Source organism: Streptomyces sp. NPDC097107, from assembly GCF_044762405.1.
Lineage (GTDB): Bacteria > Actinomycetota > Actinomycetes > Streptomycetales > Streptomycetaceae > Streptomyces > Streptomyces thinghirensis.
The window spans coordinates 290,078-311,075 of sequence record NZ_JBIWEF010000009.1; the positions used below are offsets into that span (position 1 = coordinate 290,078).

Below are 20,998 nucleotides of genomic sequence, written 5' to 3' on the forward strand. Positions count from 1 at the left end.
GGCTTCTCGTGCTCGCCGCCGCCCCAGGACTTCTCACCCTCGTCCTGCTTGTGGGTCTCCGAGCCCTCCTTGGAGCCGCCCTCCCAGTCACCCTCGATCACCGCGGTCAGCGCACCGCCACCCGTGTGCATCCCGCCGCGCGGCTTCTCGTGCTCGCCGCCGCCCCAGGACTTCTCACCCTCGTCCTGCTTGTGGGTCTCCGAGCCCTCCTTGGAGCCGCCCTCCCAGTCACCCTCGTTCACCGCGGTCAGCGCACCGCCACCCGTGTGCATCCCGCCACGCGGCTTCTCGTGCTTGCCTCCGTTGTCGTGCTCCTTGCTGTAGGAAGAGTCGTCGTGGTCCCAGTCGCCTCCGACCGCCGCGTAGGCGCCGGGTGCGCCGAGGACGAGGACGGCCGAGGCCGCCGCTGTGGTCAGGAGCATGTGCGCAGAACGCATCTGTGGTTTCCTTCCGTCACGACCGGGCAGCTGGTGCTTCGTCAGCTGAGGTGACCCGGCCCCGACGTGATTTACCGTCAGCCAGTCGTCCTTCTCGCACCACTCAAGGCGCTCAGCCGGGTGACGGCCCGTCCGGCAAGGCCCCCTCGCGGTCTCCGTCGCACCGTCCGGTGGCCGGCGGGTGTGACCGGACAACTCGGTCCGTCAACTTCCTAGGCGGGTACGGCAGTCGGCGCCTGACGGGCCGGATCGGTGGACCACCGTGCCGGCCGGGCGCTGCCCGAGCGCGAGACTTACTGGAGCAGGTGCCGATCTCGCCCGTTCGGGTGCCTCGGACGGGCGAGCCGCCGCGCCGCGACCACCGGGTTCCGTGCCTCGCTTCGGCGGCTCGACCGCCGCGGGTCCGGCCCGTGACCGACGACGGCCGCGCCGCTCGGGTGAGCGAGGCGCGGCCGGTCGGGGGCCGGGGGCCACGGTCGGAGGTCGGGGCTACCTCTCGAGGAACGTCAAAAGGTCCGCGTTGAACCTTTCCTTGTCGCCGGGCACCATGGCGATGCCGTGGGAGGCCCGCTCGTAGACCTTCAGTTCCGCGCCCTCCACGAGCCGGGCGGTCTTGCGGCCCGTGGCGTCGATGGGGACGATCCGGTCGTCGTCGCCGTGGACGACGAGGGTCGGGACGTCGAACTTCTTCAGGTCCTCGTGGAAGTCGGTGGCGCCGAACGCGTCCACGCAGTCGACGCCGCCCTGGATGGTCTGAGCCATCGCCATGTACCAGAAGGCGTCCTTGTTGCCCCGCGTGGCCTTGCTGCCGTCGCGGTCGGCGGAGAAGAAGCCGACCGCGGTGTCCTGCCAGAACTGCGAGCGTTCCTCGAGGATGCCGGACTTGAGGCCGTCGAACACCGACTGCGGAACGCCCTCGGGGTTGTCCGGCCCCCGCAGCATCAACGGCGTGATGGCGGAGAGCAGGACCACGGAGCGGACCCGCTCGGTGCCGTGCCGGCCGATGTAGCGGGCCAGCTCTCCGCCGCCCATGGAGTGTGCGACGAGGGTGACGTCGCGCAGGTCGAGGGCGGTGATCAGGTCGTGCAGGTCGTCGGCGAAGGTGTCGAAGTCGTAGCCGTCGTAGACCGGCGTGGAACGGCCGTGGCCGCGCCGGTCGTGGGCGATGCCGCGGTAGCCGGCGTCGGCCACCGCCTTGAGCTGGTCCTGCCAGGCGTCGCCGTTCAGCGGCCAGCCGTGGATGAACACGACCGGACGGCCCCGGCCCCAGTCCTTGTAGAAGATGTCGACGCCGTCGCGAGCGGTGCAGATGGGCATGCGCCCTCCGTGGTCGGGGGCCCGGCCGTGCGGCGGGCCGGTGGGTGGGAGGGGCGCCGCGGCATCCCGCGGGAGCCGCCGCGTCCCCCAGAAGTCGAACGCACCCGCTCAGCCACCGCACGCAGCCCGCCGCCGGACGAGTACGGGGAGCAGGGCGGGCACGTGAACGCGCCGCCGCGCACGCTCCTCCGCCCGCTGCCCGTCCGCCCTCTACTCGTCCGGGTCGACGTGTGTCGGGTCCCGTACCTCGGGCTGCTGGCGTCGGGAGCCGGGAGCGGCTCGGTCCGGGGTGGCCTCGCTGTGCGCGGACTGGGGCGGTGGAGGCGGTGCGGTGTCCCCGGGGGCGCCGACGCCGGCGGCGGGCAGGCGCAGGGCGAGCAGGGCGACGTCGTCGCCGCGGGGTGCGATGCGGTCGAGCAGCTCGTCGCAGTACTCGTCGATGCTCCGCCCCTCCAGCCGGCGGGCCAGGAGGCCGGCGTGGTGGCGGAGCTTGGCCAGGCCGAGGTCGATCGGGCGGTCGCGGCTCTCCACCAGACCGTCCGTGTAGAGCAGGAGGATGCTCTCCGGCGGGAGTTCCTCACGCGCGTCGGGCCAGCCCAGACCGAGGCGCAGGGTGGCGCTCATACCGATGAGCGGGCCGTGTCCGCCCTCCAGGAAGCGGGTCTCCCCGTCCCGCGTGATCAGCAGGGGCGGCGGGTGCCCGGCGTTGACCCAGTGCAGCTGCCAGGGGCCGCCTTCGGGGCCCACGACACGGGCGAAGACGAGCGTGGCCATGGGTGCGTCGCTGGTGTTGGTCACGGCCTCGTCGAGGCGCCGCATGATCACGCTCGGCGGTTCCCGGTGGTCCCAGGCCAGGGCGCGCAGCATGTTGCGGACCTCGGCCATGTGGGCGGCGGCCTGCAGGTCGTGCCCGACCACGTCCCCGATGACCAGTGCCATGACACCGTCGGCGAGCAGAAAGGCGTCGTACCAGTCCCCGCCGACCTCCATGGCACTCTCGGCGGGCCAGTACCGGGCCGCCATGCGCAGGTGGTCGACCTGTGGGAGGGGTGTCAGCAGCTGGCGTTGCATGGTCTCGGCGACGTTCTGCTGCTCGTGGTAGAGCCGGGCGTTGTCCAGGACCAGTCCGACCCGGCGGCCGATGTCGGCCAGCAGGGCGATCTCGGCCTCGGTGTGGGCGGGGTGGTCCCCCGCCCTCGCCACGGTCAGGATCCCGTACGACCGTTGCCTGGTGCGGAGCGGGACGACGACGGCCGCGTGTCCGCCGAGCCGTTCGAACAGCACGCGGTGAGTGGCGGTGAAGGGGTTCCCCGGGTCGTGCAGCACGTCCCCGGCGCTCAGCGGGGCGGGGCGGTCACTGTTGATCAGCCTGGTCAGCGCGGCGCGGGCCGGGTCCGGCAGCGAGGTCACCGGCCCCTTCAGCCGCCCCGCACGGTGCGGGTGTGTGCTGCTGCGCACGGCGACCCGCTCCAGGACGTCCGACTGCCCCTGGTAGACGTCGACCGCGGCCCACTGGCCCAGCTCCGGCACCAGCAGCCGCAGGAGACGGCGGAGCGTGGCGAAGGTGCGCTCGGAGGGGATCAGTACGGTGGAGATCTCGGCCACCAGGTGCAGTTGGGTGGTGAGTGCCTCCAGGGCGGCGGTGCGCGCCTCGGTCTCCTCCGCGGCGCTTCGGTGCAGGCTGAAGTCGTGGAAGACCAGCACGAGCCCTTCCTGCCGGCCGTCCCTGACCAGCGGGGTGGTGGCCCAGATGATCGGTACCGTGGTGCCGTCCGCCCGCTGGAAGTACTCCTCGCTTCCCTCCGCGGCGGAGACGCCGTGCAGCGGGTTGCGCAGCTCGCACCGCTCGCGCGGCACCGGACTGCCGTCGGCGTGCCGGTGCAGCAGGTCGTGCGCGTCGTGTCCGATCATGTCCGGCGCCGGGCGCCCCAGCAGGTGCTCGGCCCAGGGATTCACCGAGGTGATGCGCTCGGACGGGTCGAGGGTGAGGACGCCGGCGCCGAGTGCGTGCAGGACGGCGCGGGCGAAGTCGGGTCCCGGGGCACCGACCGCTTCTTCGTGCCCTCGCTCGTCGCCCTCCCGGTGGCCCGCCCAGCGTGATGTCACGGCCCTCACAGCCTTCCGATGCCGTCCATCCCTCCAGGTTCCCTCAGCGGGCGGGTGGGGACCGCTCCGGAGGGCTGAAGGAGGGAGGTCGGGTAGGCTCCCGGTGCTGATCATGTACCTGGAGGGTTTCGTGCGGACGAAGACCACGACCACGGCGTCGGCCGTGCTGACCTGTCTGCTGGCCGGGGCCCTCGTGGCGGGGTGCGGCAGCGGTGACGCCGGCGGGTACCGGTCCGCCGACGACATGCTCGAGGACGCCAACGCCGCGATGCGGGCGCTGAAGTCCGTACGGGTCGACTCCACCAGCACCGCGGCGAAGGCCGGCACCGTCACCATCCGGCTCGTGACCGACCTCGACCGCCGGTGCACCGCGAGGACCACCTTGTCCGAGGGCGGCCGCCTCGACCAGATCCGGATCGACGAGACCGACTACGTCCGTCCCGACCGCGCCTACCTGCAGAAGTGGAAGGGCGGGACGAGCGTCACCGGCGAGCAGAAGCTCTGGATCAAGAAGCCGGTGGACGCCGCGCGGCCCGGCGACGGCCTCTCCGCCTGCACGCGCCCCTTCGTCTCCTTCGGCACGGCGAAGAAGGGGAGGACCACCCGCGTCGGCGGCCGGGAGGCGGTCGAGCTGACCGTGACCGACAAGGAGGACAAGGGCGGGACGTATCGCTTCCACGTCGCCACGCAGGGCAAGCCGTACCTGCTCAAGGCGGTGTACAAGGGCGCCGAGTACGACACGACCACGTCCTTCGCCGACTTCGACGAGCCGCTGGACATCCAGTCCCCGAGGCCGGCCGAGGTGGTCGACGCGGAGGAAGCGCTGAAATGAGGCCGTGAGCGGCTCCGGGCCGGAGAGCGGCGCCCTGCCGTACGGCAGGGCGGCGGAGCGCGTCACGTACGGCGGGGCTGCCGTCGTCCCGTCAGCATCGGTACGGGCGGCCCGCTGCCGTGCCGTTCACGCGTCGGCGAGCCGTACCGCGGCCCTCATGCGCTTGCCGACCGGTTCCCGGCGCACCTCGAAGCTCTGGCAGACGGCCATGACTATCTCCAGCCCGTGCCGGCCGATCCGGCCCGGGTCCGGGGTCTCGGCCACCGGCAGCAACGGATCGCTGTCCCACACCGTGACCTCCACCCGGTCCTCGGTCAGCTCCAGGTCGACCACTGAGGGGCCGGGCGCGTACTTGCAGGCGTTCGTCAGCAACTCGCTGACCACCAGTTGCACCAGGTCCGTCGCGCGGTCGGACACCGGGAGGCCCTGCGCCGCCCGCACCCGATCCAGGAACCTCCGGGCCAGCTCGCGGCCCCGGGCGATGTCGCCGGGCATGCCCTCGTACTCTGCCGTGACTCTGACCAGCTCATTTCTCAGCTGGTCCCCGTTCTGGGCAGCCCCATCCATCCGATCCGCCCTCTTCCTGAGCCTTGACCGTTACGCCAGCCCGTCTACCCCCGAAATCCGGGAACACCGGAGAAGACGGAGAACAGCCCGTCCGATCGGCAGAGCTCCGTGGTCCTGTCACTCAGTCGCGCGTGGGGCGCAGAACGAGGCAGAGGAAGCCCAGCGCCCCCCGGTATGCCCGGAGCCATTCGTCGCGGTGGGTGGTGGCCGCCTCGAGCGCTTGCGCACTGTCCGGGTCGGTGGGGTGGTCCAGGGCCCAGGAGGCCAGCGATCCGGTCCAGGACCACTCGTAGTCGTCGAGCTCCTCGCGGGTACTGACGTGCCCGCCGACGGGCGTCCAGCCGTCCGCGACGACCTGCTCCAAGGTGGTCGGCAGATCGGTGAGGTCCCCGAGCATCTCGATGGCCTCGGCGGACGGCTCGCCCTCCCAGAAGCCGTCACCGACCAGGACGCGGCCCCCCGGCGCCAGGTGCTCGCGTGCGGCCGCGAGGGTGGCGAGCAGGCCGCCGAAGGCGTGCGTGGCGCCGACGCACAGGACCAGGTCGAACCGGTGCCTGGCGGCGAACCCTGCGGCGTCCTGACGGTGGAGGACCAGGCGTTCCCGCACCCCGAGCCGGTCCGCCGTCTCCCGCGCGTGTGCGAGCGAGATCTCGGAGATGTCGACGCCCTCGGCCGTGAGCCCCGGATGTTCGGCGAGGGCGCGAAGGAGCCACTCTCCCCCTCCGCAGCCCAGGTCGAGGACGCGCGCGTCGCCATGTGGGACGCCACGTGCCAGCAGCCGGCGTACCGAGTCGTCGTCGAGCGGGGCCGCGATCGGGTGATCGGCATGGGCGAGTCGGGAGATCTTCTGTCGGTCCACCGGCGGAGCCTTGCACACCCCTCCCTGACGGCGCACCCGGTTTCGGAGGGCGACCATCGCAGGAGTACGACGATTGGTTGTGCTCCTAGGATGGCCGCCGTGGATCTCATGGCCGTACGCACCTTCGTCGCCGTCGCGGAGGCGGGGCAGTTCCAGGTCGCCGCCGCCGAGCTGGCGATCACCCAGCAGGCCGTCTCCAAGCGTGTCGCCGCGCTGGAGCGGGACCTTGGGGTGCCGTTGTTCACCCGCACCCCGCGGGGGTCGCGGCTCACCATCGACGGGCAGGCCTTCCTCCCGCACGCGCGTGCGCTCCTCGCCGCCGCGGAACGGGCAGCCGCCTCGGTGCGGCCGGGGCGGCGCCCGCTGCGGGTCGACGTGATCGGCAGACGGCTCTCCGTGGCCGGGGTGCTGCGCGACTTCCACCGGGCCCACCCCGAGGTCGGCCTCGACGTCGTCACCCTCTTCCACGTCGACGCGGACGCGGCCGTTACCGCCATCCGGTCCGGGGCGATCGACGCCTCCTTCCGCTGCGTCACCATGCCGGGAAGCACCCTTCCCGACGGAGTCGAGGCCACGCCCGTCCTCGACGAGCCGCTCCACCTCTTCACCGGGCCGGCCCACGGGTTCGCGAAGGCCCGGGCGGTGACCCCGGCCCAGCTCTCCGGTCATCGCATCTGGATGCCCGGAAACGTCCCCGGCACCGAGTGGGCGGCCTACTACGACGCGCTCGCCGCCGAGTTCGGGCTCGCCATCGACGCGATCGGTCCCGACTTCGGCGTCGAGGGGCTCCTGGACACGATCGCCGAGTCCTCGACGATCGCGACCTTCCTCAGCGAGCAGACCCCCCTCGTCTGGCCCGCCGTCCACGATCTGCGACGTATCCCCCTGCGCGACCCGACACCCGTGTACCCGCACTCCCTGCTCTGGCACGCCGGCAATCCGCACCCCGCGCTGACCGTCCTGCGCGCCTACCTCGCCTCCCGGCCGTCGGGTCGTCTCGACACGGAGGTCTGGACACCGGCGTGGGCCCTGCGCTCCCACCCACGGGGCGAGCGCGCCCGGCCGTGAGATGCGCGGCACGCCGACTCGGCGGCTCCAGGGGGTGGTCGGGGGCCGGTGGGTGGCCGATCCTGTGGACCACGTCGTCAAGGCCGCTCGGCCAACGGGGCCGTACGGTGACGGACTGGGGGGTGCCGTCCGCGCGCACCGCCGCCGCGAGCACGACGATCTGGTCTCCCCCCTGATCGCGGAGGGCTGCTCGGACACGGAGATCCTCGGTGAGTGCCTGACCTTCGCCGCGGCCGGCAGGGTCACCACGCGCGAGCTCATCCGCCTGGCCGCCTGTCACCTGTTCTCGGACGCCGATCTGCCCCACCACCACCGCTCGGCGGACGAGGGCCGGCGCCTCACCGATGTCTTTCTCAGCCGCCTGTTCGCCCTCGACGGTATCCGGATGAAGGGACAACCACGCGTCGCCTTCCGGGAGGCGATCGGTGGTCACGAGATCCGCGGGCTGAGCGTGGGATTCCCCCGGGCCGGTCGTCGCCGACCGGCCCGGGCCCGGTTCGAGGGGCCGGTACGGCGTCAGCCGCCCAGGGCGCCGAGGACGACGAGCTTGGCCTCGTCCTGCACCTGCCGGAGGTGGTCCGCCCCGAGGAACGACTCCCCGTAGATCTTGTACACGTCCTCGGTGCCGGAGGGACGGGCCGCGAACCAGGCGTTCTCGGTGGTCACCTTGATGCCGCCGATGGCCGCGCCGTTGCCCGGTGCCTCGGTGAGCACGGCGGTGACCGGCTCCCCCGCGAGGGTGTCGGCGGTCACCTGGGCCGGGGACAGCTTGGCCAGGCGGGCCTTCTCCTCGCGGGTCGCGGGCGCGTCGATGCGGGCGTAGGCGGGTTCGCCGAAGCGGGCGGTGAGGGCGGTGTAGTGCTCGGAGGGCGTCCTGCCGGTGACGGCGGTGATCTCCGAGGCGAGCAGCGCCAGGATGATGCCGTCCTTGTCCGTGGTCCACACCGAACCGTCCCGGCGCAGGAAGGACGCCCCGGCGGACTCCTCGCCGCCGAAGCCGAGCGTGCCGCCGAGCAGTCCGTCCACGAACCACTTGAAGCCGACGGGTACTTCGACCAGCCGCCGGCCGAGGTCGGCGGCGACCCGGTCGATCATGCCGGAGGACACCAGGGTCTTTCCCACGCCCGCTTCGGCGGGCCACTCGGTGCGGTGGGCGTAGAGGTAGGCGATGGCGGTGGCGAGGTAGTGGTTGGGGTTCATCAGCCCGGCGTCGGGGGTGACGATGCCGTGCCGGTCGGCGTCCGCGTCGTTGCCGGTGGCGATGGTGAAGCGGTCGCGCTGTTCGATGAGCGAGGCCATCGCGTGCGGCGACGAGCAGTCCATGCGGATCTTGCCGTCCCAGTCCAGCGTCATGAACCGCCAGGTGGGGTCGGTGAGCGGGTTGACCACCGTCAGGTCGAGGCGGTGCTGCTCGGCGATGCGGCCCCAGTACGCGACGGAGGCGCCGCCCAGCGGGTCGGCGCCGATCCGCACGCCCGCCGACCGGATCGCGTCGAGGTCCAGGACGTTCGGCAGATCCGAGACGTACGCGTCGAGGAAGTCGTAGCGCCCGGTGCCGGGCGCGGCGAGCGCCCGGGCGCAGGGGACGCGCCGTACGTCCTTCAGGCCGGCCGCGATGATCTCGTTGGCCCGGTCCTGGATCCAGGAGGTGGCGTCGGAGCCCGCGGGGCCGCCGTTCGGCGGGTTGTACTTGAAACCGCCGTCGGCGGGCGGGTTGTGCGACGGGGTGACGACCACTCCGTCGGCGAGGCCCGAGGTACGGCCGCGGTTGTGGGTGAGGATGGCGTGCGAGACCGCCGGGGTCGGGGTGTAGCCGTCCGCGGTGTCGACGAGGACGCTCACGTCGTTGGCCGCGAACACCTCCAGTGCGGTGATCCTCGCCGGCTCGGACAGAGCGTGCGTGTCGGCGCCCAGGAAGAGCGGGCCGTCGGTGCCCCGGGCGGTGCGGTACTCGCAGATGGCCTGGCTGGTGGCGGCGATGTGGTCCTCGTTGAACGCCGCCGCTAGGGACGATCCGCGGTGCCCGGACGTGCCGAAGGCCACGCGCTGCCCCGGCTCGGCCGGGTCCGGGTGCAGGGTGTAGTACGCCGTCACCAGCCGGGCTACGTCGATCAGGTCCTCGGGGCCGGCCGGCTTCCCGGCTCGGTCGTGCTGCATGCGCCCACTCCTCCACGTCGGTCGGGACTTCGCTCGCGGTCCCATCTTCCCCTGTCCGGGGAGTGGTACCGCGTGTTCCTGCCGAGGTGGAGGTACCGGGAGCGCCGGTTGTGCCGGCGCACCGGCCGGCCGGATGTCAGATCCGGCCGCCGGTGAGGCGGGTGAGGGGACCGTGCGTGTGCCGTCCCGCGCGGCGTCCCACCGCGTACGACGCGGCGCTGACGGCGGTGATGCCGGCGCCCACGCCGGCGGCGACGAGCTTGCGGTGGGCGATGGCCGTCCACGCCGTCTTCGCCGTGGCCGCGACCTGGCCCGAGGTGGTGACGACCGCCTGGCGGCCCGCCGCGACGCCCTTGGCCGCCGACTGCACGGCGCCGTTCGCGGCCTCGGCCGAACGCTGGGCACCGGCCTTGGCCGCCGACGCCGCGTCACCGGCCCTGTCCGCGGCGGCCCGGCTCGCCCGGGAGGCGGGTGCCGTCGCCTTGTCGGCGGCGCCGCGGGCCTTGGCCTCGGCGGTCCGGGTGCTGGTGGGCTTCTTGTTCGTGTCCTTGTTCGGATCGCTCATGGAGACCGCCTTGCCCCTCACCGCGGCGGCAAACACGGACGGCCCTCCCGGTGCTCAACGGGGTGCCGCCGTCGAGGTCTTGACGGGCCGGAGGCCGAGCACGGTCTCCTCGGTGTGGACGCCGGCCGGGGCGCCGGCCCTCTCGCCGCGGAACGTGTGGAGGTCGTCGGTGGTGCGCAGGCGGCCGAGCCGTGACCGCGCCGAGCCGTCACCACCGCGGGCCGGGCAACTCGCGTGGCTCGACGCGCTCCTCCACCGCCGTGTCGCCCTCGCGTACGACCACGTAGGCACCCTTGCCCGGAACCTCCGTGACCGCCTCGACCAGTTCGGTGCCGCGGTGGACGAGGCCGACGCCGTCGTCCGTGCAGTGGGCCGCCGGGAAGGTGCCGTCGGCGACGAGGCGTTGGATCAGGGGGCGGCGCCCCGGGTCGACGTCGTAGTGCACGCCGTTGCCGTAGGGGAGGAAGCCCAGGGCGTCGGTGACCGGGCGCAGTTCGGGGCCGGAGGAGTCGGTCGCGCCGCCCCGGAACCAGCAGAGGGATCCCGCGCTCACGCCGCTGAGCACCACGCCCGCCTCCCAGGCCCGGCGCAGGATCCGGTCCAGGCCGTGCACGCGCCACACGGCCGGCAGGTTCGCCACCGAGCCGCCCATGACCCACACGACGTCCTGGGCGAGCACGGTCCCCTCCACGTCCTCGACGTTGGGCACGGGGAACAGGTGCGGCGGTGTCAGGTCGAACCCGGCGACGCGGGCCGCCTCCGTCATGCGGGCGGTGAAGTGCTCGGCGTCCCCTATGGCGGTGCCCACGTACAGGACGCGGGGCGGCGGCCGTGCGCGCCCGAGAGGTCCACGGCGTGATGGACCAGGGCGTCGAAGGCCACCACGGTCCGGCCACCCGCTCGGTGTCCGCCGGAGGTGGCGAGGATGGCCGGTTCCGGTGCCGTCATGCGAGTGATCCTGACGACGCCCCGTCGGCGGGTCGGTGACGGGCCGTCACCGAGGGGCGGTCGGCGGCAGCTGGGCCGGACTCACCTGCTCGCCCAGCACCTGGGCCATGAACTGCACCAGCCATCGCTGCGCCGGGCTGCGCGAGGACTCGTGGCGTGCGTACAGGGCGATCTCGATCGGCTCGGTCTCGAAGGGCAGCCGCACCAGTCGCACCCGGTGGGAGGCGGTGAAGACCTCGCCGACGTACTCGGGGACGATGGCGACCAGGTCGGTCTGCTCCAGCAGGTAGGGCAGCATCGAGAACCGGGTGGCGTCCACGGCCACCCGTTCCAGGAGCCCGTGCGCGGCCAGCACCGCCCGGGGCGCGACGTGGCCGCTCGGTCCGAACACCGTCGCGTGGTGCTCGGCGGCGAGGCCCGCCAGTGTGACCTCGTCCCCGCGGACCCGGGGGTGGTCCGCGGCGACCATGAGGACGTAGCGCTCCCTGAAGAGCGGGACGCGCACGGTCAGGTGCGAGGTGATCACCGGGGTCGCCACGAACGCGTCGAGGTCACCGCGGCGCAGTTGGCTCTCGGCGTCCTCCACGTCGAACGGGCGGACGGTGAACGACACCGCCGGCGCACGCTCGCGCGCCGCGGCGAGCAGCCTCGGCAGGAGGGTCGCCTCGCCGAGGTCGGAGAGTGCGATCGTGAAGCGGCCCGACATGGTCCCGGGGTCGAAGGCGTCGCCCTGCCGGACCGTCCCGTCGATCTCCGCCAGGGCGCGCTGGAGCGGCTCGTACAGCCGTCGGGCGCCGGCCGTGGGCGTGAGCCCGCGTCCGTTGCGGCGGAACAGCTCGTCGTCGAAGTGCCGCCGGAGCTTGCCCAGGCTGTAGCTCACGGTGGGCTGCGTGACGTGGAGCGTCTCCGCGGTGGCCGTGACGCTGCCGGTCTCGTACAGGAGGACGAAGACGCGGGCCAGATTGAGATCGAAGGTGCCCATATCGACGGACTCTATATCGGCGTGCCGAAACATCTATTGGTGCCCATGTCGCGGGGTGCCTAGCGTGTCGGACGTCACTTCGAAAGGAACGTCCGTGCCATCCGTGCGTCGTGTCTCCCACGATTTCCTGGAACGCCAGGGGCTCACCACCGTCTTCGGCAATCCGGGCTCCAACGAGCTGCCCTTCCTCGCCGACCTGCCCGACGGCTTCCGCTACGTCCTCGGGCTGCACGAGGGCGCCGTCGTCGGCATGGCCGACGGCTACGCCCAGGCGACCGGCCGCCCCGTCCTGGTCAACCTGCACGCCGCCTCGGGTTCGGGCAACGCGATGGGGGCGCTGACCAACGCCGTGGCCTCGCGCACCCCGCTCGTGGTGGTGGCCGGCCAGCAGGTGCGGCCCGCCATCGGTCCGGAGGCCAACCTGGCGAGCGTCGACGCGCAGACCCTGATGAAGCCGCTGGTCGGCTGGGCGGCGGAGCCCGCGTGCGCCGAGGACGTGCCGCGCGCGCTCGCCCAGGCCGTCTTCGAGGCGCGGCTCCAGCAGCGGCCGACCTATCTCTCCGTCCCGTACGACGACTGGTCGGCCGAGGCCGGCGACAACGCCCTGGCCGTGCTCGACCGGCGGGTCGAGCGGGCCTCGGTGCCCGGCGGTGAGCACGGCCGCCGGCTCGTCGAGCAGGTCGCCTCCGCACGGCGCCCCGCGCTCGTGCTGGGCGGCGACATCGACTCGGCCGGCCGCTTCGACGACGCCGTCCGGCTGGCCGAGCGCCTGGGCGGCCCGGTGTGGGCGGCTCCCTCGCTCTTCCGGCTGCCCTTCCCGAACCGGCATCCGCAGTTCCGGGGCGTGCTGCCCGCCGGGATCGCGCCGATCTCCGAGGCCTTCGAGGGGCACGACCTCGTACTGGTGCTGGGCGCGCCGGTGTTCCGCTACCACGAGTACCTTCCCGGCCGGTACCTGCCGGAGGGCACCCGGTTGATCCAGGTGACCGAGGACGCGTCGGCCGCCGCGCGGGCGCCGATGGGCGAGGCGCTGGTCGCCGACCCCGGGGCCGTCATCGACCTGCTGCTGAAGGCGCTCGACGCGCCGGGAACGCCCGCGGGCCCCTACCGGCCCGTACCCGAGCCGCTCACCGCCGAGGGACCGGGACTCCACCCCGAGCAGGTCTTCGCCGCGCTGCGCGACGAACTGCCCGAGGACACCGCGTACGTCGTCGAGTCGACGTCGACCAACTCCGCGTGGTGGCGCCAGATGGATCTGCGCCGCCAGGGCTCCTACTACTTCCCGGCGGCCGGAGGACTCGGCTTCGGTCTGCCCGGCGCGGTCGGCGTCGCGATGGCCCAGCCAGGCCGCCCGGTCGTCGGCGTGATCGGGGACGGCTCGGCCAACTACGGCATCACCGCCCTGTGGACGGCGGCGCAGCACCGGGTCCCGCTGACCGTCGTGCTGCTGCGCAACGGCACGTACGGGGCGCTGCGCTGGTTCGGCGGTCTGCTCGGCGTGCCGGACGCCCCCGGGCTGGACATTCCCGGGCTGGACTTCACCCGCATCGCGGAGGGCTACGGCGTCCGCGCCCGGCATGTCGGCGGGGCCGGGGAACTGCGCGCCGTACTGGCCGAGCGGCCGGACCACCCCCGTCTGATCCAGGTGGACACGGCGCTCACCACGCCGTCCTGAGAGACGACTTGACCGGCCGAGCGCCCGGAGCCGCCGACGCGCCCGGCACCCGAAGATCCGAAGAAGGGGAAGACGATGACACTCCTGGACAGCGACGTCTGGGGCGGGAAGTACTTCAGCGACGGCTGGCGGGACTCCCCCGCCGAGCAGCCGGTGACCGAGCCGGCGACCGGCGACCGGCTCGGCACGGTGGGTCTCGCCACGGCCGAGGACGTCGGCCGCGCCGCGGCCCGGGCCGCCGAGGCCCAGCGAGAGTGGGCGGCGACGTCACCGCAGCGGCGGGCCGCCGTGCTGCGCCGCGCGGGCGACCTCTTCACCGAGCACGCCGCGGAGATCGAGAACTGGCTGGTGCGCGAGGCCGGCTCGGTCCGGTCCAAGGCCGGCTTCGAGGTGGGGCTCGCCGTGGGCGAGTGCTTCGAGTGTGCGGGCCTGCCGACGCACCCCCAGGGCGAGGTGCTCACCTCGGAGGAGGCCCGCTGGTCACTCGCCCGCCGCCGGCCCGCCGGTGTCGTGAGCGTGATCGCGCCCTTCAACTTCCCGCTCATCCTCGGCCTGCGTTCCGTGGCCCCGGCGCTCGCCCTCGGCAACGCCGTACTGCTCAAGCCGGATCCGCGCACCGCGGTCAGCGGCGGCGTCGTCATCACCCGGATCTTCGAGGAGGCCGGGCTCCCCGCCGGTGTCCTGCACCTGTTGCCGGGCGACGGCTCGGTGGGCCGGGCGGTCGTCGAGGCTCCGGAGGTCCGGGTGATCTCCTTCACCGGGTCCACGCCGGTCGGGCGGGCCATCGGCGAGCAGGCCGGGCGGCTGCTGAAGCGGGCCCATCTGGAGCTGGGCGGGAACAACGCGCTGGTCGTGCTGCCCGGCGCGGACGTGCGCAAGGCCGCCTCGGCGGGGGCGTTCGGCTCCTACCTGCACCAGGGGCAGATCTGCATGACGACGGGCCGGCACATCGTGCACGAGTCGCTGGTGGAGGAGTACACCGCCGCACTCGCCGCGAAGGCCGAGGCGCTGCCGGTCGGTGACCCCGCCCGCGAGGACGTGGCGCTGGGCCCGATCATCGACCGCCGTCAACTGGAGCGCGTGCACGGCATCGTCACCGACAGCGTCGCGGCGGGTGCGAAGGTCGCCGCGGGCGGCGAGATCGACGGCGCCGGCTACCGCGCCACCGTACTGACCGGCCTGACGACCGGGATGCCGGCGTGGCGCGAGGAGATCTTCGGCCCCGTCGCCCCCGTCATCTCCTTCTCCACCCTGGAGGAGGCCGCGCGCATCGTCGACGACTGTGAGTACGGGCTGTCGGTCGGCATCCTCGGGGACGTCGGGGCGGCGATGAAGCTCGCCGACCGGATCGACTCCGGCAAGGTCCACATCAACGAGCAGACCGTGAGCGACGAGCCCAACGCCCCCTTCGGCGGGGTCAAGGCCTCCGGCACCGGGTCCCGCTTCGGCGGTGCCGCGGCCAACGTCGAGGCGTTCACCGAGACCCAGTGGGTCACGGTCCGCCCGGACATCGCCGACTACCCGTTCTGATCCTTCCGGCCGCCCTCGGCCGACCCGGCCGTTCCGGTTCCGCTCACTCACACCCGTCCCCGGGGGGAGAGTCACCATGGCTTCCGCCACCACGCCCGACGCGCCCGCGAAGGCAGGCCGCGCCGGCAGCAGCGCCTGGACGGTGATCCTTTGCTGGATAACCGTCCTGCTGGAGGGCTACGACCTCGTCGTCCTCGGCGCCATCATCCCCACCCTGCTCAAGACCCACCACCTCGGCATGACCGCGGGCGACGCGACCACCATCGCGACGCTCTCGCTCGTGGGCGTCGCGATCGGCGCGGTCTGCGTCGGTCCGCTGGCCGACCGGCTGGGACGCCGCCGCCTGCTCATCGGTTCGGTGGTGCTGTTCTCGCTCCTCACCATCGTGGTGCCGCTGGCGAACTCCGTCGCGATGTTCGCCGCGCTCCGCCTGATCGCCGGTCTGGGCCTGGGTGCCTGCATGCCGGTCTCGCTCACCATGATGGCCGAGCACATGCCGGCCAGCCGCCGGGCGCGGGCCAGCACGCTGACGATGACCGGCTACCACACCGGCGCGGTGATCACCTCGCTGCTCGCCCTCCAGGTGACCGACGACTGGGAGATCCTCTTCTACCTGCTCGGCGTCGTCGGCCTCGTGGTCGCCGCCGTCCAGTGGTTCAAGCTGCCGGAGTCGGAGGCCTTCGTCCGGGCCAAGCAGGACGGGGACCGGCGGGTGCCGTTCACCGAACTGCTCAAGCCGGCCTACTTGCGGGCGGGCATCGGCATCTGGGTCGCGTCGTTCATGGGTCTGCTGCTGGTCTACGGTCTCAACACCTGGCTGCCGAAGCTGATGAACGACGCCGGATACCCCGTGCCCACGGCCGTCACCCAGCTCCTCGTGCTCAACATCGGCGGTGTCGTCGGCCTGGTCGTCGGCGGGTTCGTCGCCGACCGGCGGGGCATCAAGGGCACCACGATGGTCTGGTTCGCCGTCTCGGTGGTCATGCTGGGGTGCCTGAGCATCAAGATGGAGAGCGACCTGCTGCTCAACGTCATCGTCTTCTTCACCGGCGTGTTCGTCTTCTCCGCCATGGTGCTCGTCTACGCCTACGTGACGAGCTTCTACCCGGCGTCCGTGCGGAGCACCGCGCTCGGCTCGGCGTCCGGGATCGGCCGGATCGGCTCGATCGTCGGCCCGTCGATCACCGGTGCCCTGGTCGCCTCGGGAATCGGTCACCCCTGGGGGTTCTACTTCTTCGCCGCGGTGGCGGTCTGCGGCTTCCTTGCCGTGCTGACGCTGCCCCGCACGGCGGCGGGCGGACGGACGGAGGCGGTGGAGCCGGCCGCCTGAGACCGGCGGGCACACGCGGCGGGAGCAGCCGGGTGACTCACCCGGCTGCTCCCGTGCTGCTTCGGTTCCTCTCGCGGTGTTCGGGGTCGGCGCTCAGTCGCTGTCCACGTCCTCGCGCAGTACCTTGCCGTTGGTCGCGTCGACGTCCACGGTCGCCTTGTCCCAGTTGTCGGTCGACACGACGTCCACGGACCACATGACCTTCTGGTCGTCGCCCTCGTCGAGTTCGACGTGGGTCACGGTGCCCTTGGCGTTGTCGGTGGCCACCTTCACGGCCTGGTCCGGCGTCTGAGTCGCCTGCTTCAGCCAGTCGGCGACCTGCTGCTTGTCGTCGGCGTCCTGGTCCTCGGCCTGGGTGCGGAAGACCTCGCCGGAGACCGCGTCGACGTCGATCCGGTGCACCGTGCCGTCGGGGGCGGCGACCTTGGCCTCCCACTCGGGGGCGCCCTGGCTGGGAGCCGGGTTCGGCATGCTGGGGCTGGGCGAGCCGGTCGACGCGGTGGCCTCGGCGGACGTGGGCTTCAGTTCGAGGTCGACGAGCTTGCCCTCGGGGACCTCCTTGACGGCGGTGTCGGCCGCCTTGTCCCAGGTGACCTTCGCCTTCGGGACGAGCGCCTGGCGCTCGGCCTGGTCGTCGGTCAGGGACTCGGATGGAGAGGGGGAAGCGGTGTCGGTGGCGGAAGCCGTATTGGTGGGGGACGTGGTGGGGGGAGTGGTCTGAGCCGCCTCGGCGACACTGGAGCGTGTCGTGTCGGCGTTCGTGCAGCCGGTCATCAGGAGGACGGAACTGCCCAGGGCACAGATGACGGCCATCGAACGAAGAGGCGGAAGACGTCGCACAGAGCTCATACACCTCTCCGTAACCATATGGCCCTCTTGCCATACCGGTTAGGGCGGAAAACCACCGCAATGGCCGATACGGCTCAGGGGGCCGCCGGTACGAGACGGGGCCCGGGGCGCTCCAGCCACTCCCGGTACGCGGTGGACTGACGGGCCACCTCCCAGTACGCCTCCTCCAGCGACGGGTAGACGGCGTCCAGCTCGGCCCGGGTGCGCGCGGCCAGCAGCAGGCGTACGCCGAGGGGGTCGCCGTACAGCCGCCGTACGGCAGTGTCGGGGCGGGACTGGGAGCTGGGCTGGCAGACGGTGACCACCTCGCCGGTGGCGACGAGGGACGCGGCGGTGTGATAGTCGCCGTGCAGCACGCGCGGGTCGAGGCCGACGGCGCGCAGCATGCGGTGCACGCCGTCCCACTCGCCGTCGACGGTGGGGTCGACCATCCAGCGGTCGCCGGCCAGGTCGGCGAGGCGGACGACGGCCCGGGCGGCCGCGGGGTGGTCGGCGGGCAGCATGACGAACTGGGGTTCGCGTTCGACGAGGACCCGCAGCCGCAGCCCCTCGGGGACGTGCAGCGGGCAGCCCTCCACCTCGTGCACGAAGGCGACGTCGAGCTGGCCGTCGGTGACCCCGCGCAGCAGCGCGTTGGCGGAGACGTCCATCTGGAGCGTCGGTTCCAGGCCCGGCTGTCTGAGCCGGCGCAACCAGCCGGCCAGGGCACGGCTGGCCGTGGATCCGACGCGCAGCCGGCTGCCGCCGCCGGCCGCGGCGGCGCGGGCCTCCCGGACCAGGGTGCGCATGTCGGCCAGCAGCGGACGGGCCCGGCCGAGGACCGTCCGGCCGAGCGGCGTGGGTCGGCAGCCGGTGCGTTCACGGGTGAACAGGGGGCCGCCCAGGGCCTGTTCGATGCGGCTCAGCTGGGTGCTCAAGGTGGGCTGGGCAACGCCCAGTTGGCGTGCCGCCCGGTGCAGGCTGCCGGCGTCGGCGATGGCGCACAGTGCGCGTAGGTGCCTCACCTCGAGCTCCATGCAGGGAGCGTAAGGCGGAACAGTTGGTTGCGCCAGGTGAACAAAACGCGGCGGATCAGGGCGAGTTCTGCACTCCGGTCGAAGCTGTTCCGGGGCGTCCGCGCGGCGGTGGCCCCGTGGGTGATAGCCCCGACCTATCACCTGTTGCCATCATCACAGCGGACGCATGAGCGCTCCACACTCACCGGTGACGACTTCTCTCCCCACTCCCCCACACAAGGAGTCATCGATGCGTATCAGCCTGCCCCTTCTGTCCACCGCGGCCGGCCTCGGCCTGACGGCGGCCGTACTCGGCTCCGGTCCCGCCGCGACGGCCGCCGCTCCCCAGGCACCGGCCCAGGGCGCCCACGTCGGCTACCAGCCCGCCGCCGGTTCGGGCGAAGACGCCGCCGCCAACCGGGCGTTCTTCGAGGCGGTCATCAAGTCCGTCGCCGAGAAGCGCGCCGCGAACCCGACCTCGACGGCCGCCGTCACCGTCTACTACAGCGCCACGAACGCGCCCAGCTTCCGCTCGCAGATATCCCGCTCCACGCAGATCTGGAACAGCTCGGTGTCCAACGTCCGGCTCGCGGAGAGAAGCTCGGGCGCGGACTTCGCGTACTACGAGGGCAACGACTCGCGCGGCTCGTACGCCTCCACGGACGGACACGGCAACGGCTACATCTTCCTCGACTACCGGCAGAACCAGCAGTACAACTCGACCCGCGTGACCGCCCACGAGACCGGGCACGTGCTCGGTCTGCCCGACCACTACTCCGGCCCGTGCAGCGAGCTGATGTCGGGCGGCGGCCCCGGCCCGTCCTGCACCAACGCCTACCCGAACGCCAACGAGCGCGGCCGGGTCAACCAGCTGTGGGCGTACGGCTTCAAGGCCGCTCTCGACAAGGCGCTGCAGAAGACCTCTCAGCGCTGATCGCCCGAGGCGGACGCGAGCGTGGGGGGCGGCCCGGACCGGGTCGCCCCCCACGCCCGAGCGCCCGTCACCGCTTGCCCAACCACCCCCTGGGGACCCGGAGTTCACTGTTCGGCGAACCAGCGAACCTCCGAAGGAGTTCGACGTGAACGAGCGGCAGGCACCCGCCGGCAACGGCCTCGGCGATCTGGAACCGGGCACCCGGCAGCGCGCGCAGTTGCGCACCCGCCTCGCCGACGCCGCGTGGACGGCGCTGTGCGTCGTACTCGCGCTGTGGGCCGTCTGGAGCGCCGTTGACCTCGCAAGGGGCGCGACGGCGTGGACGTACTGCGCCGTGGCCTGGGTGCTGCTCACCGTGGCGCTGACGCTGCGGGTGGTGGCGGTGCGGCGCGGGACCTCGCTCTGACGGACCCGGGTTCACCGGCCTGGTGACGGACCGGCCCCGGGTCCACGGGCCGGTGGGCAGGCGGAGAGCACGGCCCGGTGGACCGCCCGGGCCAGCCGGGCTCCCCACTCGGAGCGCGGGCCGGCGAAGGCGTGGGCCCCGGCTCCCGACCGCTCGGCGCGGGCGGCGACGCACACCGCGTCCGTGGGCGTGCCGGAACAGTCGAGGCCCGCCTCCGGCAGCGCCTGGACCTTGGCCTCGGTCGCCGTCATCACGGCATTGACCAGGGCGGCGTCGCTCAGTGCGACCGGCAGCTCGGCGACGATGTTGATCGTCCCCGGCGCGGCGGGCGCGGCGGCACCCTGCTCGGGTGAGGCCGCCCAACCGCGGACCGAGATCCCCGCGGTCACCACGGCTTCCACGCCGCCGTCCCGCGCCCGCGCGAAGGCGGACACGTCGGCGGCCGTCATCAGACCCACCCCGGACCCGCGGGCACCGGCGGCGCGCGCCAGGTCGGCCAGGTGCCGCGCCGGGTCGGTTCGCCGGTAGCCGTGGGCGACCTGGGTGTTGAGCACCCACGCGCGGTCGCCGATCCCCCCGCCCAGCACGGCACTGCCGGCCATCCGCCAGCCCGGTCCGGGGCACCACAGCAGGGCGTGCAGCCGCTCTCCGTCCTCCACCCGTGTCAGCCGCTCCGGGTCCAGCAGGCGGGGCCCGGTACGGGGCGGGGGCAGGAGAGCGGACAACGGTCGGGGCTCCTTGCGTCGATCAGGGTACGGAGGTCGCCGGCGGACCGGACGATCGTACTCAGTGCCGTGTGCGCGGCCGCGGGCGCGTTGCGAACGCGGTACCGGGCACCTTCACTGAACACAACTTCGCCATCAGGCGTCGGATCGGAGGCCACGATGCTTTCCCACACCCTGGAGCACGGGGTCCTGGTCATCACGGTGGGCCAGGACCCGGGAATCGACGGACGGGCCACGCTGACCACGCGCATCACCAACCTGGTCGACGCCCATCAGCCGACCCCCGTCGTCATCGTCCTCACCGAGCGGGCCGCCGGCCCCGCCTCGGTGAGCGCCGTGCTCCGGGCCCACCAGTGGTGCCGCCGGCTCGGCGTCCTGATGTGCGTCGTCACCCACAGCGCGCCCGTCCGCCGGCTGTTGGAGAACAACTCCGGCACCTCGGGCCCGCGGCTGGTCGTGCACGCCCGCGTCGACACCGCCATCACCACCGCGTTCACCGCAGCGGCCTAACGATGGCACGGAATTGCCGCGGTGGGCGGATGCCCGGCCGAGACAGGCCGTGGCCGCTTCCGTTGGCCGCTCCCCGCCGGAAGGGTGGCCCGGACCATGGGGACGGACTGTTCGGAGAGCACAGCGACTCCTAGAATGGTAGATCACATTCGTGTTTTCGGGCACGACTCGACGGCTCGACAACCCGGCGGTCGGCCGCCGAACAG

General features: G+C 72.7%; 20 protein-coding genes and 1 pseudogene. 9 read left to right on the forward strand and 12 right to left on the reverse strand.

Annotation, left to right across the window (positions count from 1 at the left end; all coding sequences use genetic code 11):
• The 3 genes from ACIQ1J_RS23160 to ACIQ1J_RS23170 all read right to left on the reverse strand — a co-directional run.
• Positions 1-437, reverse strand: a 437-nt coding sequence (locus ACIQ1J_RS23160) for a hypothetical protein (RefSeq protein WP_403559457.1), incomplete at its 3' end; no start/stop codon positions are given.
• Positions 438-926: 489 nt separating this feature from the next.
• Positions 927-1,754 carry an alpha/beta fold hydrolase gene (locus ACIQ1J_RS23165; protein ID WP_210961251.1) on the reverse strand — a complete coding sequence of 276 codons (828 nt, stop codon included), beginning with the start codon at positions 1,752-1,754 and terminating at the stop codon, positions 927-929.
• A gap of 210 nt (positions 1,755-1,964) precedes the next feature.
• Positions 1,965-3,860, reverse strand: coding sequence for a SpoIIE family protein phosphatase (locus ACIQ1J_RS23170; protein ID WP_403559461.1), 1,896 nt, complete (start codon positions 3,858-3,860; stop codon positions 1,965-1,967).
• A gap of 112 nt (positions 3,861-3,972) precedes the next feature.
• Between ACIQ1J_RS23170 and ACIQ1J_RS23175 the strand changes: the two genes are divergently transcribed.
• Complete coding sequence (locus ACIQ1J_RS23175) at positions 3,973-4,692, forward strand: hypothetical protein (RefSeq protein WP_403559709.1); 720 nt, start codon at positions 3,973-3,975, stop codon at positions 4,690-4,692.
• A gap of 126 nt (positions 4,693-4,818) precedes the next feature.
• On the opposite strand, the gene ACIQ1J_RS23180 is transcribed toward ACIQ1J_RS23175, so the two are convergent.
• Together ACIQ1J_RS23180 and ACIQ1J_RS23185 are read right to left on the reverse strand one after the other, a co-directional pair.
• Positions 4,819-5,259 carry an ATP-binding protein gene (locus ACIQ1J_RS23180; protein ID WP_403559464.1) on the reverse strand — a complete coding sequence of 147 codons (441 nt, stop codon included), beginning with the start codon at positions 5,257-5,259 and terminating at the stop codon, positions 4,819-4,821.
• Between the two features lie 121 nt (positions 5,260-5,380).
• Positions 5,381-6,118: an SAM-dependent methyltransferase gene (locus tag ACIQ1J_RS23185; protein WP_403559466.1), complete on the reverse strand. Its 738-nt coding sequence runs from the start codon at positions 6,116-6,118 to the stop codon at positions 5,381-5,383.
• Between the two features lie 99 nt (positions 6,119-6,217).
• Between ACIQ1J_RS23185 and ACIQ1J_RS23190 the strand changes: the two genes are divergently transcribed.
• Both ACIQ1J_RS23190 and ACIQ1J_RS23195 read left to right on the forward strand, forming a co-directional pair.
• Positions 6,218-7,186 (forward strand): LysR family transcriptional regulator, encoded by a 969-nt coding sequence (locus tag ACIQ1J_RS23190; RefSeq protein WP_403559469.1) that lies wholly within the window; start codon positions 6,218-6,220, stop codon positions 7,184-7,186.
• A gap of 52 nt (positions 7,187-7,238) precedes the next feature.
• On the forward strand, positions 7,239-7,790 hold the full coding sequence (locus tag ACIQ1J_RS23195) for a hypothetical protein (protein WP_403559472.1): 552 nt from the start codon (positions 7,239-7,241) through the stop codon (positions 7,788-7,790).
• Here ACIQ1J_RS23195 and pgm read toward each other — a convergent pair.
• The 4 genes and pseudogenes from pgm to ACIQ1J_RS23215 all read right to left on the reverse strand — a co-directional run bounded on the left by pgm (position 7,703) and on the right by ACIQ1J_RS23215 (position 11,838).
• Positions 7,703-9,343: a phosphoglucomutase (alpha-D-glucose-1,6-bisphosphate-dependent) gene (gene pgm / locus ACIQ1J_RS23200; RefSeq protein WP_403559475.1), complete on the reverse strand. Its 1,641-nt coding sequence runs from the start codon at positions 9,341-9,343 to the stop codon at positions 7,703-7,705. The two genes, ACIQ1J_RS23195 and pgm, sit on opposite strands and share 88 nt — an antisense overlap.
• A 136-nt stretch (positions 9,344-9,479) precedes the next feature.
• Entirely contained in the window at positions 9,480-9,908 is a 429-nt protein-coding gene (locus tag ACIQ1J_RS23205) for a hypothetical protein (RefSeq protein ID WP_210961245.1), read from the reverse strand.
• A gap of 208 nt (positions 9,909-10,116) precedes the next feature.
• Positions 10,117-10,856 (reverse strand): annotated as a pseudogene (locus ACIQ1J_RS23210) (Type 1 glutamine amidotransferase-like domain-containing protein).
• Positions 10,857-10,902: 46 nt separating this feature from the next.
• Positions 10,903-11,838: a LysR family transcriptional regulator gene (locus tag ACIQ1J_RS23215; protein ID WP_210961244.1), complete on the reverse strand. Its 936-nt coding sequence runs from the start codon at positions 11,836-11,838 to the stop codon at positions 10,903-10,905.
• Between the two features lie 94 nt (positions 11,839-11,932).
• Between ACIQ1J_RS23215 and mdlC the strand changes: the two genes are divergently transcribed.
• The 3 genes from mdlC (at position 11,933) to ACIQ1J_RS23230 (ending at position 16,373) form a co-directional block, all read left to right on the forward strand.
• Entirely contained in the window at positions 11,933-13,513 is a 1,581-nt protein-coding gene (gene mdlC, locus ACIQ1J_RS23220) for a benzoylformate decarboxylase (RefSeq protein WP_403559479.1), read from the forward strand.
• 75 nt (positions 13,514-13,588) lie between these two features.
• A complete protein-coding gene (locus tag ACIQ1J_RS23225; RefSeq protein ID WP_403559482.1) occupies positions 13,589-15,043 on the forward strand; it encodes a benzaldehyde dehydrogenase in 1,455 nt (484 codons plus the stop codon).
• A 76-nt stretch (positions 15,044-15,119) separates the two neighbouring features.
• A complete protein-coding gene (locus ACIQ1J_RS23230; protein ID WP_403559485.1) occupies positions 15,120-16,373 on the forward strand; it encodes an MFS transporter in 1,254 nt (417 codons plus the stop codon).
• 93 nt (positions 16,374-16,466) lie between these two features.
• Here the strand turns inward: ACIQ1J_RS23230 and ACIQ1J_RS23235 are convergent, their stop codons facing one another.
• Together ACIQ1J_RS23235 and ACIQ1J_RS23240 are read right to left on the reverse strand one after the other, a co-directional pair.
• A complete protein-coding gene (locus tag ACIQ1J_RS23235) occupies positions 16,467-17,222 on the reverse strand; it encodes a PepSY domain-containing protein (protein WP_403559489.1) in 756 nt (251 codons plus the stop codon).
• 74 nt (positions 17,223-17,296) lie between these two features.
• The gene (locus ACIQ1J_RS23240; protein ID WP_403559492.1) at positions 17,297-18,238 is read right to left on the reverse strand and encodes a LysR substrate-binding domain-containing protein; all 942 of its coding nucleotides are present in this window, start codon (positions 18,236-18,238) and stop codon (positions 17,297-17,299) included.
• 229 nt (positions 18,239-18,467) lie between these two features.
• Here ACIQ1J_RS23240 and snpA point away from each other — a divergent pair, with 229 nt between their 5' ends.
• Both snpA and ACIQ1J_RS23250 read left to right on the forward strand, forming a co-directional pair.
• Positions 18,468-19,151 (forward strand): snapalysin, encoded by a 684-nt coding sequence (snpA, locus tag ACIQ1J_RS23245; protein WP_210961238.1) that lies wholly within the window; start codon positions 18,468-18,470, stop codon positions 19,149-19,151.
• 145 nt (positions 19,152-19,296) lie between these two features.
• Positions 19,297-19,557 carry a hypothetical protein gene (locus tag ACIQ1J_RS23250; RefSeq protein ID WP_403559496.1) on the forward strand — a complete coding sequence of 87 codons (261 nt, stop codon included), beginning with the start codon at positions 19,297-19,299 and terminating at the stop codon, positions 19,555-19,557.
• A gap of 11 nt (positions 19,558-19,568) precedes the next feature.
• On the opposite strand, the gene ACIQ1J_RS23255 is transcribed toward ACIQ1J_RS23250, so the two are convergent.
• Positions 19,569-20,282, reverse strand: a complete 714-nt coding sequence (locus ACIQ1J_RS23255) for an adenosylcobinamide amidohydrolase (RefSeq protein ID WP_403559499.1) — start codon at positions 20,280-20,282, stop codon at positions 19,569-19,571.
• A 159-nt stretch (positions 20,283-20,441) separates the two neighbouring features.
• Here ACIQ1J_RS23255 and ACIQ1J_RS23260 point away from each other — a divergent pair, with 159 nt between their 5' ends.
• Positions 20,442-20,792, forward strand: coding sequence for a hypothetical protein (locus tag ACIQ1J_RS23260; RefSeq protein WP_403559501.1), 351 nt, complete (start codon positions 20,442-20,444; stop codon positions 20,790-20,792).
• Positions 20,793-20,998 lie beyond the last annotated feature (206 nt).

Coding starts and splice junctions, on each gene's coding strand:
- ACIQ1J_RS23235 (WP_403559489.1), bottom strand. CDS start 17,222: ATGAGCTCTGTGCGACGTCTTCCGCCTCTTCGTTCGATGGCCGTCATC.
- ACIQ1J_RS23215 (WP_210961244.1), bottom strand. CDS start 11,838: ATGGGCACCTTCGATCTCAATCTGGCCCGCGTCTTCGTCCTCCTGTAC.
- ACIQ1J_RS23165 (WP_210961251.1), bottom strand. CDS start 1,754: ATGCCCATCTGCACCGCTCGCGACGGCGTCGACATCTTCTACAAGGAC.
- ACIQ1J_RS23175 (WP_403559709.1), top strand. CDS start 3,973: ATGTACCTGGAGGGTTTCGTGCGGACGAAGACCACGACCACGGCGTCG.
- snpA (WP_210961238.1), top strand. CDS start 18,468: ATGCGTATCAGCCTGCCCCTTCTGTCCACCGCGGCCGGCCTCGGCCTG.
- pgm (WP_403559475.1), bottom strand. CDS start 9,343: ATGCAGCACGACCGAGCCGGGAAGCCGGCCGGCCCCGAGGACCTGATC.
- ACIQ1J_RS23240 (WP_403559492.1), bottom strand. CDS start 18,238: ATGGAGCTCGAGGTGAGGCACCTACGCGCACTGTGCGCCATCGCCGAC.
- ACIQ1J_RS23225 (WP_403559482.1), top strand. CDS start 13,589: ATGACACTCCTGGACAGCGACGTCTGGGGCGGGAAGTACTTCAGCGAC.
- ACIQ1J_RS23230 (WP_403559485.1), top strand. CDS start 15,120: ATGGCTTCCGCCACCACGCCCGACGCGCCCGCGAAGGCAGGCCGCGCC.
- ACIQ1J_RS23205 (WP_210961245.1), bottom strand. CDS start 9,908: ATGAGCGATCCGAACAAGGACACGAACAAGAAGCCCACCAGCACCCGG.
- ACIQ1J_RS23180 (WP_403559464.1), bottom strand. CDS start 5,259: ATGGATGGGGCTGCCCAGAACGGGGACCAGCTGAGAAATGAGCTGGTC.
- ACIQ1J_RS23260 (WP_403559501.1), top strand. CDS start 20,442: ATGCTTTCCCACACCCTGGAGCACGGGGTCCTGGTCATCACGGTGGGC.